This is a genomic window from Lawsonella sp., from assembly GCF_011525565.1.
GTDB classification, from domain to species: domain Bacteria; phylum Actinomycetota; class Actinomycetes; order Mycobacteriales; family Mycobacteriaceae; genus Lawsonella; species Lawsonella clevelandensis_A.
The window spans coordinates 97,963-114,058 of the sequence record NZ_WVRS01000002.1 but is presented as its reverse complement, the minus strand read 5'-3'; the positions used below and the strand labels follow the sequence as shown (position 1 = coordinate 114,058).

The 16,096-nt window shown below is 54.1% G+C and carries 16 protein-coding genes; 14 read left to right on the top strand and 2 right to left on the bottom strand.

Annotation, left to right across the window (positions count from 1 at the left end):
- Positions 1-50: 50 nt before the first annotated feature.
- Positions 51-1,316 carry a UDP-N-acetylmuramate dehydrogenase gene (locus tag QZV76_RS02870; RefSeq protein ID WP_290598282.1) on the top strand — a complete coding sequence of 422 codons (1,266 nt, stop codon included), beginning with the start codon at positions 51-53 and terminating at the stop codon, positions 1,314-1,316.
- Positions 1,317-1,387: 71 nt separating this feature from the next.
- Here QZV76_RS02870 and QZV76_RS02865 read toward each other — a convergent pair whose 3' ends face one another.
- Positions 1,388-3,160, bottom strand: a complete 1,773-nt coding sequence (locus QZV76_RS02865; protein WP_290598281.1) for a long-chain-fatty-acid--CoA ligase — start codon at positions 3,158-3,160, stop codon at positions 1,388-1,390.
- A 195-nt stretch (positions 3,161-3,355) separates the two neighbouring features.
- Here QZV76_RS02865 and mshA point away from each other — a divergent pair, with 195 nt between their 5' ends.
- The 10 genes from mshA (at position 3,356) to QZV76_RS02815 (ending at position 12,012) form a co-directional block, all read left to right on the top strand.
- The gene (mshA, locus tag QZV76_RS02860; RefSeq protein WP_290598280.1) at positions 3,356-4,648 is read left to right on the top strand and encodes a D-inositol-3-phosphate glycosyltransferase; all 1,293 of its coding nucleotides are present in this window, start codon (positions 3,356-3,358) and stop codon (positions 4,646-4,648) included.
- Positions 4,649-4,764: 116 nt separating this feature from the next.
- The gene (locus QZV76_RS02855) at positions 4,765-5,529 is read left to right on the top strand and encodes a phosphoglyceromutase (RefSeq protein ID WP_290598279.1); all 765 of its coding nucleotides are present in this window, start codon (positions 4,765-4,767) and stop codon (positions 5,527-5,529) included.
- 236 nt (positions 5,530-5,765) lie between these two features.
- On the top strand, positions 5,766-7,013 hold the full coding sequence (locus QZV76_RS02850) for an ATP-binding protein (RefSeq protein WP_290598278.1): 1,248 nt from the start codon (positions 5,766-5,768) through the stop codon (positions 7,011-7,013).
- The gene (locus QZV76_RS02845; RefSeq protein WP_290598277.1) at positions 7,014-7,700 is read left to right on the top strand and encodes a response regulator transcription factor; all 687 of its coding nucleotides are present in this window, start codon (positions 7,014-7,016) and stop codon (positions 7,698-7,700) included.
- Positions 7,701-7,755: 55 nt separating this feature from the next.
- The gene (gene proC / locus QZV76_RS02840) at positions 7,756-8,568 is read left to right on the top strand and encodes a pyrroline-5-carboxylate reductase (RefSeq protein WP_290598276.1); all 813 of its coding nucleotides are present in this window, start codon (positions 7,756-7,758) and stop codon (positions 8,566-8,568) included.
- A 234-nt stretch (positions 8,569-8,802) separates the two neighbouring features.
- Entirely contained in the window at positions 8,803-9,027 is a 225-nt protein-coding gene (locus QZV76_RS02835) for a helix-turn-helix domain-containing protein (RefSeq protein WP_290598275.1), read from the top strand.
- 176 nt (positions 9,028-9,203) lie between these two features.
- A complete protein-coding gene (locus tag QZV76_RS02830) occupies positions 9,204-9,305 on the top strand; it encodes an AURKAIP1/COX24 domain-containing protein (RefSeq protein WP_003402602.1) in 102 nt (33 codons plus the stop codon).
- A gap of 150 nt (positions 9,306-9,455) precedes the next feature.
- Positions 9,456-10,133: a trypsin-like serine protease gene (locus QZV76_RS02825; RefSeq protein WP_290595889.1), complete on the top strand. Its 678-nt coding sequence runs from the start codon at positions 9,456-9,458 to the stop codon at positions 10,131-10,133.
- Between the two features lie 235 nt (positions 10,134-10,368).
- Positions 10,369-11,322 (top strand): carbohydrate kinase family protein, encoded by a 954-nt coding sequence (locus tag QZV76_RS02820; protein WP_290595887.1) that lies wholly within the window; start codon positions 10,369-10,371, stop codon positions 11,320-11,322.
- Between the two features lie 9 nt (positions 11,323-11,331).
- Complete coding sequence (locus tag QZV76_RS02815) at positions 11,332-12,012, top strand: hypothetical protein (RefSeq protein ID WP_290595885.1); 681 nt, start codon at positions 11,332-11,334, stop codon at positions 12,010-12,012.
- Here the strand turns inward: QZV76_RS02815 and QZV76_RS02810 are convergent.
- Positions 11,963-12,952, bottom strand: a complete 990-nt coding sequence (locus tag QZV76_RS02810) for a uroporphyrinogen-III synthase (protein ID WP_290595883.1) — start codon at positions 12,950-12,952, stop codon at positions 11,963-11,965. The genes QZV76_RS02815 and QZV76_RS02810 overlap by 50 nt on opposite strands.
- 62 nt (positions 12,953-13,014) lie before the next feature.
- Between QZV76_RS02810 and QZV76_RS02805 the strand changes: the two genes are divergently transcribed.
- The 3 genes from QZV76_RS02805 to QZV76_RS02795 all read left to right on the top strand — a co-directional run bounded on the left by QZV76_RS02805 (position 13,015) and on the right by QZV76_RS02795 (position 16,094).
- The gene (locus tag QZV76_RS02805) at positions 13,015-13,440 is read left to right on the top strand and encodes a hypothetical protein (RefSeq protein WP_290595881.1); all 426 of its coding nucleotides are present in this window, start codon (positions 13,015-13,017) and stop codon (positions 13,438-13,440) included.
- A 78-nt stretch (positions 13,441-13,518) separates the two neighbouring features.
- Entirely contained in the window at positions 13,519-13,722 is a 204-nt protein-coding gene (locus QZV76_RS02800; protein ID WP_290595879.1) for a heavy-metal-associated domain-containing protein, read from the top strand.
- A 59-nt stretch (positions 13,723-13,781) separates the two neighbouring features.
- Complete coding sequence (locus QZV76_RS02795) at positions 13,782-16,094, top strand: heavy metal translocating P-type ATPase (RefSeq protein ID WP_290595877.1); 2,313 nt, start codon at positions 13,782-13,784, stop codon at positions 16,092-16,094.
- Positions 16,095-16,096 lie beyond the last annotated feature (2 nt).

Genomic DNA, 16,096 nt, shown 5'->3' with positions numbered 1-16,096 from the left:
ATAGTAGCAAGCCTACCGGTGTTTCCTGGCTAAACGGGTATCCTGAGAGCATGCCAAACAATCAAGCCATTCTGTCCAGCAGCGCTCTAGAGGGCGTGTGGGAGGCTGCCCGTGCGGTTGGCGCGCAGGTAGCTAAAGAGGTGAGTTTTGCCGATTTCACCACGTCCCAGGTGGGTGCGCCGGCGCGTGGAATGGTAACGTGCACAACTCCTACCCAGGTTAGTGCAGTGGTAAAGGCAGCATTGCGGGCCGATGTACCGCTTTTTGTTGTCGGTGGCGGCTCGAATCTTATTGTGGGGGATGAATCTACCGGGGTACCTCGACATGAAATGGTGCTGCTGCGCCAGTCCGTTGTAGACGCTGACCATGCAGGTGCGCATCTGCAGGTAGTGCGCGAGTCGGATAGTTCGGTGACGGTGCAGGTTCCGGCTGGGCTTACGTGGGATCAGTGTGTGGCGGAGACGGTTGCACGCGGCTGGGGCGGTATTGAGTGCTTGTCGGGTATTCCTGGCCAGGTGGGGGCTACTCCGGTGCAGAATGTGGGTGCCTACGGGGTGGAGATGGAGTCTGTGCTGCAGCGGGTGCAGCTTGTGGACCGGCTGACGGGGGCAGTGGAGTGGGAAACGGCTGATCGGCTAGATCTGCGGTACCGCTACTCGAATATGAAGTTCACGCACCGCGCGGTGGTGACAGCGGTGGAGTTGCGGCTGCGCCGGGATGGTTTATCGGCACCAATCCGCTACCGGGAGTTGGCGCGCCGTTTGGGGTGTCAGCCGATGGAGCGGGTACCAGTAGGTGTGGCGCGGGAAACTGTGCTGGAGTTGCGTCGCGGTAAAGGCATGGTGGTGTGTGGTGCGGGGGTGCGCGCTCTGGGTTTTGGGGAGCCATCATCGGCGGGTGTGTGGTGTGAGACGGTAGCCGGGACTTTTACACCGGATCCGGATACTTTTTCTACCGGCTCGTTTTTTACGAATCCCATTATTTCCGAAAGCATGTTTGCGGATGTGCTGGCGCAGTTGGCGGCGGCTGGTATTGATACCGATGTGATGCCGAAGTTCCCCGGACAGGGTGGGGTGAAACTGTCGGCGGCCTGGCTTATCGATAAGGCTGGTTTTACAAAAGGTTTCCCGGGGGAGGGGAGCCCTGCCACGCTCAGTACCCGTCATACGTTGGCTCTTACTAACCGGGGCTCTGCGGGCACAGCGGAGCTTCTAGAGGTGGCACAGCAGGTACGCGATGGTGTGTGGGAGCGTTTCGGGGTGGAGCTTGTCCCCGAACCTGTTTTCGTGGGATGTGCGCTTCCACCTCTCGATTAACCTGGCTGCGCAGTCAGCCGAACGGCTTGAGTGGTGAGCTGCTTTATTCTCGCTTTATTCCCGCTGGCGACTTATTTGCTGTCTCGGTCGTGTGATTCCTGCGTGGGAACGATGGGAGTGGGGTGCTGGTCAATGAATTCCTGCACCTGTTTGGAGGCTTCTTTACGGAGCACTTTGCCCATCACGTTCTTGGGGATTTCCTCCAATGCCACAATGCGTTTGGGGACTTTGTAGCGGGTGAGGGAATTACGGCAATGGTCGCGTAGGGCTTCTTCATTGAGCCGTGCACCATGCTCTAAAACAACTGCAGCGGCTACCATTTCGCCGCCATTACGGTTGCGTACTCCTACTACTGCACATTCTGCAATGGAGGGGTGTTCAGCTAGTTCTTCTTCCACTTCGGAGGGGTAGACGTTGAAACCGCCGGTAATAATCATTTCTTTCAGGCGGTCAACGATGGTGATGTAGCCGTGCTCATCCATCACCGCAACGTCGCCGGTGTGGAACCAGCCGCCGTGCATGGCCTTTTCGGTGGCGTCGGGCATGTTGTGGTAGCCGGAGAATACTTGCGGGCCACGCACAACGAGTTCACCGGGTTCATTGAAGTCTAGTTCTGTGACACCGTCAGCTACATCCACAATGCGGATTTCAGTTTCGGGGAAGGGGACGCCAACGGAACCTGCTTTACGGAGTGCCGGATCCATGGGGTTGCCGGCGATAATGGGAGACGTCTCTGTAAGCCCATATCCTTCGGTAATGATGCCACCGGTGGCGTTTTCCCACTCTTCAACAAGTTCCATGGGAAGAGACATAGCGCCGGAGAAAGCGAGGCGGACACCTTTAATGGAGATCTTCCGCTTTTTAGATTCGCGCAATATGCGCTGGTAAATGGGTGGCACAGCGGGAATGAAGGTGGGGGTTTCCCGTTTAAATACCTTCATAATGAGGTTGATATCGGGGCTGGGGAGCAGGACTTGTTTAGCCCCAATACTGACTCCCAGAAGCGTGCAGGAGAGTATGCCGTAAGCGTGGAAGGGGGGAAGAGTGACAAGGATAGTTTCTTTCCCGGGGATAGCTTTTTGGATCCATGCCTGCGACATGGCGAGTTCGGAGGCGAGGTTGAAGTGGGTAAGGACGGCTCCTTTGGGAGTTCCGGTGGTACCCGAGGTGTACAACATGAGAGCAGGATCCCCAATAGAGGGACGGGGATGCTCAACCGCGATGCGGGGATGGTCGAGGAGACGTTCCCAGGGGAATGTGTGCCGGGTGGGAGACGTCATAGATTCGCGTAATTTGCGAGTTTTCCGGAAGGGAAGACGCAGGGCGAATTGTAGTTTTTTCGGCAGTGATTGGGTGATGTCGACGGTGACGACGTTTTCCAGATCGCTGGTGCGCCGCAGTTTCACAATTTTTGAGGCGATCTTGTCCCAGCAGATCGCTACGCGTGCGCCATGGTCGTAGAAAGGTTGGGCGAGTTCATGTTCTGTATAGAGCGGATTATGTTCCACGACTACTGCGCCTAGTCGTAGAATGCCGTAGAAAGCGATGACGGCTTCTGGACAGTTGGGGAGGAGGAGAGCCACGCGATCGCCTTTGGTGACTCCCATACGGCGGAGCCCTTCCGCGCAGCGGTCTACCTGTTCTGCTAGTTCTGCAAAGGTGGTAGTTTTGCCGAAAAATTCGAGAGCATCTTTGGCAGCCCACTGACACACACTGGAATCGAAGATGTCGACGATGGTACGCGTTGCCTGTTCAAGGCGCGCGGGAACGCCGTCTTCGTAGTTACCGCACCAAATCTTCTGACGATCGGTGGGTTCCCCGTTGGGCGGTAGTGGTGAACTCATGGTTAATAGATTAATCTACATTGATTCAAATGGTCGAAGTATGGTTACCTGCGGAAACGAGTTACTTAGTAGTAAATACCTGTGATGCCTGGTAGTGGCAATTATTTATTTGTTGCCATATTTTCTGTAGAAAAAGCATCTCGGGAGAGTCGCGGCAGCATAGACGATGCGTCGTATTCGGTGTTGAATAGGACTATGCCTTCCGCTTCCCCCCATGTTCGCGGTCCTTTAATACGCCGTGTGGCACTCCTTTCTATGCACACATCGCCTCTGGCGCAGCCCGGAACTGGAGATGCTGGAGGAATGAATGTTTTTGTACTGCAGACAGCGCGTCAGCTAGCGCGTCGCGGTATTGAGGTGGAGATTTTTACCCGCGCTACCGAATCGTCTCGGGATCCTCTGGAGGAAGAGGAACCGGGTGTGCGTGTGCGGCATATTCTCGCTGGCCCGTTAGAAGGCCTCAACAAGTATGATTTGCCGCAGGAACTCTGTTCTTTTGCGCATGGGGTCATGCAGGTGGAGGCGCGGCATGGGGCCGGATACTTCGACCTTATCCATTCCCACTACTGGCTATCAGGGCAGGTGGGGCGGATCGCGTCGCAATTGTGGCAGGTGCCGCTTGTACATACTTTTCACACTGTGGCGGCGGTGAAGAATGCCAGTTTGGCGGAGGGGGATACGCCCGAACCACAGAATCGGCTTGTGGCGGAGCATAAGATTGCGGCGTCCGCGACGCGTCTTACTGCTAACACTCCGGCGGAAAAACAAGAGCTCGTGGATATGTTGGGGGCGCGGGCGCAGCGTATTGACGTTATTCCTCCGGGTGCGGATCTCAGTCTTTTTTCGCCTGGTGGTCCGGGGGCAACGGAGGTAGCTCGACGTGAGTTGGGGCTGCCTCTAGAGGATCAGATCATTGCTTTTGTGGGGCGTATTCAGCGTTTGAAGGCACCAGATGTGTTGATTGACGCCACTGCGGAACTGTTGCGCCGTCATCCGGATCGTTACCTTACTGTTGTTATTGTGGGCGGGCCTTCCGGTTCTGGTCTAGATGCCCCCACGGTATTGCAGGAGCAAGTGGCCAGGCTGGGAATAGAAGCACATGTAAAGTTCTTCCGTCCCATGCCACCGGAAAAGTTGGTGCAGGTATTCCGCGCTGCTGATGTAGTGGCCGTCCCCTCCCATAATGAGTCTTTTGGACTGGTGGCGTTGGAGGCACAAGCCTGTGGCACGCCGGTAGTAGCCACTAATGTGGGTGGCCTGCCATTAGCTGTTGATGATGGGGTCAGTGGGCTTCTCGTTGATGGGCATGATCCGCTGCATTGGGCGGATGTGCTCGGCAGGGTATTGGATGATGATGCGTTGCGGTTTGCTTTGGCGGTGGCGGCGTCACGGCATGCGGCGAATTTTTCATGGTCACGGACGGGCTCGAAGCTGGTGGATTGTTATCGACGGGCGCGGGATAACTATTACGGGCCGTCACTGTCTTAGTGCTCAGTTGTTCAGTGCTCAAGCCTTAACACCTACACCTAATGTTCATTGTGGTGCCCTCCTTTTGTGACATATTCCCCTTTTACAATGGGGTGCTGACGGTGCAGAATAGGGGCATGGCTGAAAATAAACCTGGAACTCTGATCCTGCTTCGTCACGGTCAGTCAGAGTGGAACGCTTCCAACCAGTTCACTGGCTGGGTAGATGTTCGTCTGACGGAAAAGGGCGAGGCTGAAGCAAAGCGCGGTGGCGAACTTCTCGTTGAGAAGAACGTCCTGCCTGACGTCCTCTACACTTCCCTTCTACGTCGTGCTATCCAGACTGCACAGATTGCACTGGATGCAGCTGACCGCCACTGGATTCCGGTCGTGCGTGACTGGCGTCTGAATGAGCGTCACTACGGCAAACTGCAGGGTCTCAACAAGGCTGAGATCAAGAAGGAATTTGGTGACGAGCAGTTCATGCTCTGGCGTCGTTCCTACAACACCCCGCCGCCGGCTATCGATCCCGAGAACGAGTACTCGCAGACTCATGATCCTCGCTACGCCAACCTCGATGAGGTTCCGCTTACCGAGTGCCTGCTGGACGTTGTGAACCGTCTGGTGCCCTACTACCACGAGAGCATCGAGCAGGACCTGAAGGCCGGAAAGAACGTTATGGTTGCTGCTCATGGCAACTCATTGCGTGCACTGGTGAAGTACCTCGACAATATCTCTGATGACGATATTGCAGGACTGAACATTCCTACCGGTATTCCGCTGGTTTACCACTTCGAGCTTGCTAATGGCGAGCTGAAGGTTACCAACCCTGGTGGCGACTACCTCGATCCCGAGGCTGCTGCTGCTGGAGCTGCTGCTGTGGCTGCTCAGGGTAATAAGTAAGAGTTTTTATACCGTCGTTAAACGGGAGACTTTCCACCTTTCGGTGGGGTGTCTCCCGTTTTTCGTTGTTCCTTAGCGGTTTCCTGCGTGTCTCTACCTATTTACAGAGAGATGAATTATTAGTGACATCGCATTGAAATAGGGGGTAAAACATAGATTTCGAGCAAATTTGAGGTTTTCTAGTTCATCCTTCATCTCGAATATTTCGTACCATGGAAAGTGTGAAGGCTGGATATGTGACACTAATCGCTCTCATCGTTTTTATTGTGGGCGTTGTTCTCGGTGTCTTTTGCCCACGTATTATTCATCATTTCTTAGATCGCCCTGTCCATGTTGACCATCATGATGACACTGGCATTAGTGAACTTGACGCGCTGCGCCGTATTGCCGACACTGCTCCTTTTGGAGTGGCCTTAGTTGATCGCATGCAAGATGTTGTGCTGACGAATGAACAAGCCCGTCTCCTTGGCCTTGTGGAAAATCGGCATGTCAATGACAAACTGTGGTCTACGGTGGAGCAAGTATTCTCCAGTAAAGAACCCGTCATATTCCACATGCAGCCAAAGACGTCCTACCGCATTGCGAAGCCTGTGGAATCGTTGCGCGTCATGATGAAGCCTTTGGAGGAGGGGGATTCTCAGTTTGTCGTTATTTACTGTATCGATGCAACTGAGGAAGCTCGCCTGGAAAAAACACGGCGTGATTTTGTCGCCAATGTTTCGCATGAGCTGAAAACTCCCGTGGGTGCTATTGCCCTTTTAGCGGAGGCACTTCTTGCCGATGTTACGGATACGCAGCAGGTTAAATACTTTGGTGAACGATTGCAGTCCGAGGCAATGCGATTGGCTCAGCTTATTTCTGAGTTGATGGAATTGTCCCGCCTGCAAGGAGCCGAGAAGCTTACAGATCCGCAGATCGTCAATCTTGATGATGTTGTGTCAGAGGCGCTTTCTCGGTCGCGTCACTCGCAGGACAAATATGATGTCGCGGTCCGTCTCGATAGCCACGAGGGATTCCTGGTGTGGGGGGATCAGGCACTTCTCGTTATGGCCATTCATAACCTTATCGAGAACGCTATCCGCTATTCCGAGGAAGGTAAGCGGGTAGTGGTGTCCCGGGAGCGTATCCGGGTTGGAACGTTGCGGGAGAGAATGTCCGGCACTAACTGCTACATGTCTCTTAACCACACACTGCGCGATGAACAAGAACTGTGCATTGTGCAGGTCTCGGACAAGGGGATGGGTATTCCTCCCCAGCACATTAATCGCATTTTTGAACGTTTTTACCGTGTTGATAAAGCCCGCTCACGTGGACGGGGCGGCACTGGTTTAGGTCTAGCTATCGTCAGGCAGATTGCCCTCAATATGGGCGGTGCAGTGATGGTATGGTCCAAGCCGGGTGTTGGATCGACGTTTACTCTGGGGTTTCTGCCCGCAGATACCCAGGAATTATCTGGTGTAACCACTCAAGAGGAGAAAAAATAAATGAGCCGCATCATGATCGTGGAAGATGAAATGTCGCTGGCTGAACCGCTAGGTTTTCTACTGCAGCGGGAAGGCTTCGATGCTGACATCGTGGGCGATGGTGTGACCGCCCTTAATAAGTTTGCACGGGTCCAGCCGGATCTTGTGCTGCTAGATCTTATGCTGCCGGGCAAATCTGGGACAGACGTGTGCAAGGAATTGCGTGCGGTCTCAGATGTTCCCATCATTATGGTGACGGCGCGCGACGCCGAGATCGATAAGGTTGTGGGGCTAGAAATTGGTGCGGATGACTATGTCACCAAGCCATATTCATCCCGTGAGCTTATTGCGCGTATTAATGCCGTTCTGCGCCGTCAGCGTTCCGCCGAGGCTCCCACCCCGGAGGAAACGACTATTAGCGCTGGGCCGGTTGTCATGGAAGTGGACGCCCACCGGGTGCTTGTCCGGGGCGAGGAGGTTCAGCTTCCGCTGAAGGAATTCCATCTTCTTGAGTACTTGATGCGGAATGCAGGTCGTGTGCTGGCGCGTGGCCAACTGATTGACCGCGTGTGGGGATCCGATTATGTCGGGGATACGAAGACTCTTGATGTTCACATTAAGCGGCTGCGATCCAAGATTGAGGAAGATCCCTCCTCCCCAGTGCATCTTGTGACTGTGCGCGGGCTTGGCTACAAGTTTGAAAACTAACTTTTCTGGCACGTGGTTGTGACATCTGTCCTCCCGTTATGGCACTGTTATAGGCATGACACGGATTGCTGTAATTGGTGGTGGACAGATGGGCGAGGCGCTCATCGCCGGCACTATCAAGGGTGGTTTAGCACCAGAAAACATTATTGTCTGTGAAAATAATGCAGAAAGAGCCTTTGAGCTGACGAAGCGTTATGACATTCTGGCTGCTGAGATAGACGAGGCAGTGGAGAGTGCAGATTACGTGTTCATTGCCGTCAGACCTAAAGACGTGAAGGCAGTGTTACAGGGTTTGTCGGAGGTAGCACCGAATTTAGACAACGAGCTTGTTGTCGTTTCTATTGCGGCGGGTATTCCTACTGCGTTCTATGAGAATCAGTTGTCTGCGGGGGCCCCTGTTGTCCGCGTTATGCCTAACACTCCTATGTTGGTGGGGGAGGGTGTGTGTGCTGTGTCTGCGGGGCGCTATGCACGCCCAGAGCACATGGAAGAGGTCTGCCGGCTACTAGGGGAGGTGGGTACTGTTTTGGAGGTTCCAGAGGCCGATATGGACACTGTGACCGCTCTTTCCGGTTCTGGCCCCGCCTACTTTTTCCTTATGGTGAAGGCGATGGTTGAGGCCGGTGTATCAATGGGGCTTACGCGCCAGGTAGCAACACAACTGACGGTTGGTACTATCTCGGGATCTGCAAAAATGCTGCAGGATAGTGGGAAGTCTGCCACGCAGTTACGGGAGGCTGTTACTTCTCCCGGGGGAACGACTGCGGCCGGATTACGGGCTTTTGAGGATGGTGGTTTCCGATCCACGGTGTATAACGTTCTTGAGGCGGCGGCGAAAAAGTCGGAACAGTTGCGTCCCAAGATGTAAAAAGTGGCAACAAGAAGGTGCCTACCCCTGTTCGGGGGTAGGCACCTTCTGTGTTTGTCATGGGCTTTCCGGTAATGGGGGCTGTTGGAGGGGAACTCCATGAATAAACTTTGGGTGAATTAGTTTCTTGTGTCGCATTTTTAACATGAGACACGTTAGGCTACATACAGCACGTGTGTGACTGGCCCACGAGTGGGGAAGCTCGTGCCACAGCTCGTGCTGGAGGTGTATGTCATGGCATCGACTGGTGCTAACGAAACGCTCACCGCGCAAGGCGGAGAAGCTCCCACGTTTCTCACTGTTGCAGAAGTTGCGGAGATTATGCGTGTCTCAAAAATGACTGTCTATCGCATGGTCCATAGCGGAGAGCTGCCCGCGGCTCGTTTTGGTCGTTCCTTCCGAGTTGATTCTCGAGTAGTTGACGACTACCTAAAATCCTCATTCTACGAGGTTGGTTAACAACAAAAATTTTATATGACGTGCTGGTAGGGGTAAGCTTTACTAGTCCACGGGAGTATTAATAACGTGAGAACCCCTTGGTTCTCAGAGACACTGCGAAGAGAACACTGCGAAGATTACTCATCGCGCCCCGTACGCCATAAGCATAAAACCATACAGAACAGTGAGGGATCTCCATGGGATCAGTGATTAAGAAGCGTCGTAAGCGCATGTCGAAGAAGAAGCACCGCAAGCTGCTTCGCCGTACGCGTGTTCAGCGTCGTAAGCTCGGCAAGTAATCACACCTCGACCGATCTTTATGCAGCCGCCTCAGGTAATGAGGCGGCTGCATTTTATTTATAAGAAGTTTTTTAAACCGAGGTAACAAAATTCAATATGAGCCCATAAGATGAATAGCGGACTGTCACATTTAGAAAAGAGAAGTACTAATGCGCATCGCCAAGGCTACATTTGCCCTCGCCTGTGCCCTTGCGGCTATTGCGGCCCCTACCGCAGCTTATGCTGTACCGCAGAATACCGTCATTATGCCTGGCGATACCATTAAAGCGAAGTACCTTGTTGCTACGTCTACTTGTACTGCGGCAGCACCAGTTCGAGATAATCATGGGGGTTTGTATCTCCTTACCGCCGGGCATTGTGTCAACGGAAAATTGGGAGAAATTGTTGGCCAGCCCATCTACCATAATCAGAAATTAATTGGGCATGTACGAAGTGCCCAATTCGAAATTGCTGACTATGCGGTTATCAAATTGCAATCGAATGTTAAGGTCGGCCACAACGACGTTCCCCACTTTGCCTACCTCGGCCAAGTCTCCCCCGATTCACAAATCTGCTTCCACGGCACTAAATCTGGTGTGCGCTGCGGAAAAGTAAATCGGGAGAATGAAATTACCTATATGCGCGGAGCTTTTGTGCCGGGCATCGTTATTGGTACCTCTGCTACCTTGCGCTCCATCTCCGGAGATTCCGGCTCCGCTGTCTACACAGACAAAGGTGTCATTGGTATTCTCTCCGGTGGTCGTGACGGCATTACCACATACGTTCCCATTGAATCTATCTACAGTCGAGCCAGTCGAACCATACCCGGATTCCGTATTACCGACTAGAATTTTTACGGGTCTGATGGACGAGATTCCACAATAGACAAGATTTTTCCGCCATACGCGGTACGATTTATGTCGATATTGCTACTTTTTGTTAATAGAACAGCTGCACCCATGGAATGAGTACACAAGGTTCACCACTGTGTCGCCACGCTGTGTTCGCCATATTGTGTTCACTGCAGTACAACGCTGTCTTTACTGCCGTGCGTTACGGTGAACTAAAGAAAAAGGAGTTCCCATGGCTATGAAAGCCCTCGCGATTGGTACTAGTGCACTGGACGTCCTGGTCCAGCCGGTAGATAGTATTCCTCAGGGACAGAGCATTGCGCTCGTCGATGATATCCACATCACTCCATCGGGTACTGCCGCTGCCACCGCCCTCACATTCCAAAAACTGGGGTTCGACACATACGTATCGTCTGCATGCGGCGATGACACTCGTGGCCAGATTTTGCGGCAGCTCCTCAACGAACGCGGTATTAATACAGACACGTTCCAAATTGTTGACGGTACCGCCACCACGGGTTCTGTTGTCCCTATTCGTAAAGATGGCTCACACCCCACTTTGCACCTGGTAGGAACAGAGATTCTCTATGACGTGGACAATGCACCGTGGGATCTTATTGCCGACGTCGATGTTGTGCACTACGGTGCCCCCGAATTCCAGGGAGGTAAGGCCGTCGCAAAAGTACTTCGTGCTGCAAAAGACGGCGGAGCCATCACCTCTACGGATCTTCTTGCCAATGGTTCTAAAGCGGTAGTCACGTGGATTCAGGATGCTCTACCATATGTTGACTATCTTCTTCCCAATGAGGAACAGATCCTTGGCTACACGGGCGAAAACAACCTCATTGCGGCCTGCCGGCGAATGATTGACTACGGAGTTGGCTGTGTGGCCGCTACCACCGGTAAAGACGGTGCCGTCGTTGTTACACGCGACTCTGCCACCACTATCCCCGCCATGCGCACAAAAATAGTCTCTACAGATGGTGCAGGAGATGCTTTCTCTGCAGGATTCCTCAAAGGTGTTGCCGAAGGCTACAGCCCCGAGGAAGCTGCCGTGTGGGGAGTTGCTACTGCCTCATACACCGTGACGGGTATTGGACCCGACGCGGGCGAGTTCACCGATGACGATATCCGTACCAAGGTAGAGAAATACTTCAGTACCAGTACTGCCAACGCTGTTCGCTAGTCTAGGGATATGGAAAAACTGCGTCGTCCTTATTGTGTTGGTACTGCCCTCATTCTCTGGATTGGGATACTGATACTCACCATCGTGCAGATTATTTCCGAAATTGTTGTAAGCGTACTGCACTCACAGACCCTCACAAACGTTATCTCTGACGACCTCACTGCGCACCTTGGTACTGCACAAAACCAGGTACAGAACCAGGCGAATAATGCTGGTGCAGGATACTCATCCGCGGAAATACACACGATGGCCGTCGCACTTCCGTTCATGGCCATTTTCGTGGAGATACTTCTTGTTGCTGTATTCAGCATTATTATTTGGCGAATGAGCCGGGGGCGGAAATGGGCGCGTGTTGTCCTCATTTTTATTGGCTGCTACATGGCAGTACAGGGCATATCCGCCATTATTATGGCGTTTCAGGACAACACCAGTAGTTTCAGCATTATCGCCTACTACCTCTCGAAGGACAGTAGCGCTGCCGGGGGTAACGTGTTCTCTTTCGTTATCCTGTGCATCGTCATTCTGGAGGGCATAATGGCAGTACCCGCACTGTCACAAATGCGGAAACCGGAAGCTGACGAATGGTTTAACGCGATAGCTGAGCAGCGTCATCCACCGACACCGCCCACAGCGATGCCGCCTATGCCCCCGCTTCCGCCTGTTCCCCCGAACGGTCCGCGGTCGCACTAGTAGCTATAAGTGACGTTCGCGGCTGTGACGTCGATGGGGTCTGCAGCTGGGAAGATGGTGCAGCCGGCTCAGTTAGTTCAGACGGTGCAGCTAGCTCAGCTGATTCAGTGAGGGGGAAAGCGAGCTGGACAGCTTCCACCACCCCCGCCGGGTCAGCAGTTTTAGCAACGCGGCTAATATTTAGTCCCACTTTTTTAGCGGTGGCGGCAGTTGTATCACCAATGCACACAACATTGCCTTTTCCGCACAAGGTGACAAGAACACGGGCGGCGGAGGGGGCCGTCACCACTGCGCACGCGAATTGACCGTCCTGCCAGTCCGCAATGGTGCCGGCGGGAAGTTCATCGGCTGTTAGCGGCATCATCGTATACACCGGCAGGCAGGTAACGTCCCAGCCCGCCTCATGGAGTGATACCGTGGAATCCCAGCGAGATAGCGCAGATCCAATACAGAGGACAGTGGGTACGGGCGGCTTCTTTTTAGTGGGTTTCTGCGGAGGATAATCGACGCGTTCGCGAAGAGCCTGGCCCAGTTGCTGGCCAGTGGCGGCCGAAGCCGGCATAGTGAGGTCGGGTTCTAGGCCAAGGTGGCGTAAAGCCACCCCGGTAGCGGGGCCAATAACAGCAAAGTGAGTACCGGCTTTAGCGGCAGCTGCCAGAGTATCGGGAAAGAGTTTATTGAATACTTCCACGCCGCGGCGGGACGCAAAAACAACCCACATAACGTGGCCGTTGCGGAGGGGTTCCTCCCACACGTTAACGGTGGAAATGTTGGGGCCATGCGGATCGCCCGCAACACAACAATGGTTAAAGGGGGTAGAGACTACGGTATAGCCTGCCTTTTCCAGAGCAGCACTGAAGGGGTCACCGGCGGGGCGGCTCACCAGTAGGCGGGGCGCTGCGGTAGCGGCAAGCGTCTGCGGCTGATGAGAGTCGACCATGGTCATCTCCTAATATGTGGGTGAAAAGACTATCTGACACACTTTCCACTAAGGTAATTAGCGTGAAGACAACCCGTCCAACAAGTGTGTCATTCGCCTATTATCTCTCTCTCGTTGCCACGATACTCGGAGTTTCTGGCGGCTTCATCATGCTGCGTGCTATCGACCGCTACGCCACGTCGAATTTCCAAGTATCGCAGGCTCGCACAGCCGCCATTATCTGTATTCTCAGTGGCCTTTTAGTGGGTGTAGTAGCCAGTGCAACCTACCAAAAATCTGTGCTGGGATGGAAAATCCATGTGGGTATAGCGGTTGTCTCCCTTATCGCTTTAGTTATTGTCTCCATTCTGGGCAAGGGCGGACTCCCGCTTGTCCACCTTTGCGTCATATTGGTTGTTCTGGTGTTGCTCATGTGGCCCAGTACCGTCCGCTGGTTCTACCCAGATGTGACATTTGCCACCCCCGGACGGCGTCCTAAACCGGAATAATAATCAGCTCCTCCGTGTTTCATACAACGTATGTGTGCTTTACGGCAGCGTATATATGTCTTGCAAAGGAGCTCTACTATGGCTACGACCACTATAAAAATTAATGGTATGACGTGCGATCATTGCGTCAAACGTGTCACTAAGGAAATCTCCACAATCCCAGGAGTGTCCACTGTCGCTGTCGATCTTGCCGCCGGCACCGCCACGTTTGACTCAGAAAACGATATCCCCCGCGATGCCCTAGCCGCGGCCATCGATGAGGCCGGCTTCACCCTCGCCTAAACAGTATCGGCTAGACGCCCCTGCTTCCCACTCCCAACTAACACTACTGACTGGCGACAATGACAAATCCGGCTCCCTCCCCTACAGGCAGCAGGCATGTAGAACTTGCCCTCCTGGGGCTCTCCTGCGCTAACTGTGCCAACCACGTCCAACGCACTCTCAATAAACTTGCGGGCGTGGAATGCACCGTCAACTATGCGACGGAAAGCGCCTCACTTGACGCTGCCAATAGCTACAGTGCGCAAGACCTTATTGATGCGGTGAAAGGTGCTGGCTACGATGCCCGTCTTCTCTCCGACGGGAACACTGTCTCTGCTGCCGACGCCGATAAACAAATTGTTGCAGCGGAACAGCGCGCTAACCGGGATCTCGTAACTCGCCTTATTGTGGCGGCAGTTCTCGCCATCCCCGTCATGGTTATCTCCATGACGCCCGGTGCACAATTCCCCGGCTGGCAGTGGGTATGCCTCGCTCTTAGCACGGTCGTCGTGTTCTATCCCGGCTGGCTCTTCCACCGCGCCACCATTGCCAACGCTAAACACCACACCGTCAGCATGGACACCCTGCTGACCCTCGGAACACTTGCCGCCTACTTGTGGAGTCTGGGCGCCATGCTCTTCGGCACCGCCGGGCATATTGGCATGCATCACAGTATGCAATTGTGGAACCCCGATGTGGACCCCAGCGGACAAGTATATTTTGAGTCCGCCTCCGGCGTTATCCTCTTCCTCCTCCTGGGGCGGTACGTGGAGCACCGTGCGAAACGTTCAGCGCGCGCCGGGCTATCAGCTCTTATGGATGTGGGCGCTAAGGACGCTCTCTTCGTTGACGAGCAAGGGGATGAGCACCGTATCCCCGTGGCGTCACTGTGCGCGGGAGATCTTTTCCGTGTCCTACCCGGAGACAAGATTGCCACTGATGGGGAAGTTATTGAGGGTATTAGTTCCGTCAATGCCTCCGCTATGACCGGCGAATCCATTCCCCAGTCGGTAGCCCCCGGGGACAGTGTGATAGGCGGCTGCATTAACACCACCGGTACCCTGCTGGTGCGTGCCACCGCCGTGGGGGCGGATACACAACTGGCAGCTATTACCGATGCGGTAAAGCGCGCGCAGGAGAGTAAATCCCATGCACAGCGTCTCGCGGACCGTATCTCTAGTGTTTTCGTGCCCATTGTTATTGCGTTGGCGTTTCTGGCTTTAGCAGGGCACCTTATTGCGGGAGAATCTGCTGCCGCAGCCTTTACCGCCGGCGTAGCCGTCCTCATTATTGCCTGCCCATGCGCACTCGGGTTAGCGACTCCGCTAGCGTTCATGGTGGGGACAGGCCGTGCGGCACAACGCGGCATTATTGTGCGTTCGCAAGAAACCCTAGAGAAAGTTCGCGACATTAATACAGTCGTTTTCGACAAGACTGGCACTATTACCACGGGCGAAATGTCGGTTAGTGAGGTCTTACCAGTGGAGGGTATGTCTGCTACCGACGTGCTGGCATTAGCGGCGGCGGTGGAATACGGTTCTGAACATCCCATTGGCGCCGCCATTGTAAAAGCAGCCACCCAGCGCAGAGAAGACTCAGCAGAACAGACGGATTCAGCAATGCCAACGGCGCAGACAGTGCAAACAGTGCGAGCTCACAATATTAGCGCCATACCAGGTGAGGGCGTACAAGGTGATCTACCCGACGGCACTGCCTTTACTGGCACTGTTTTTGTGGGAAAACCACGAGACGAGGTTGGCCGTGCGGCGTTACGCCGTGCTGCCAGTGCGCACGGTGTGGCCGCTTCCCATGTTGCGGTGTACCAGAATGATACTTTTGTGGGCAGTATTACGGTGGCGGATACCGTCAAACCTACTTCTGCCGACGCTATCGCTAAGCTGCACCAGCAAGGCTGCCGCACAATACTATTAACGGGGGATAATTATGAAGCTGCCCAACAGATTGCCGCGGAAGTAGGCATATCGGCCAGCGATGTTATCGCGGACGTACTCCCCACCCAGAAAGCCGATAGGATTACGGAGCTGCAGCAGGGTGGGAACACTGTCGCTATGGTGGGGGACGGTATTAATGATGCTGCCGCGCTTGCTTTATCTCATCTAGGTATTGCGATGGGGACGGGGACGGATGTGGCCATGCAGGCTGCGGACCTCACACTGGTGCGTGGTGATGTGGAGGCTGTTCCCGAAGCTTTGCATTTAGCACGCCGGATGAACCGCATTGTGCGGGGAAACCTATTCTGGGCTTTTATCTACAATGTGGCCATGATTCCACTGGCGATGCTGGGTTTCCTCAACCCGATGATGGCTGGTCTTGCCATGGTGTGCTCGGATCTTTTCGTTGTGGGCAATTCCCTCCGGTTGCGGTGGGCGTAGCA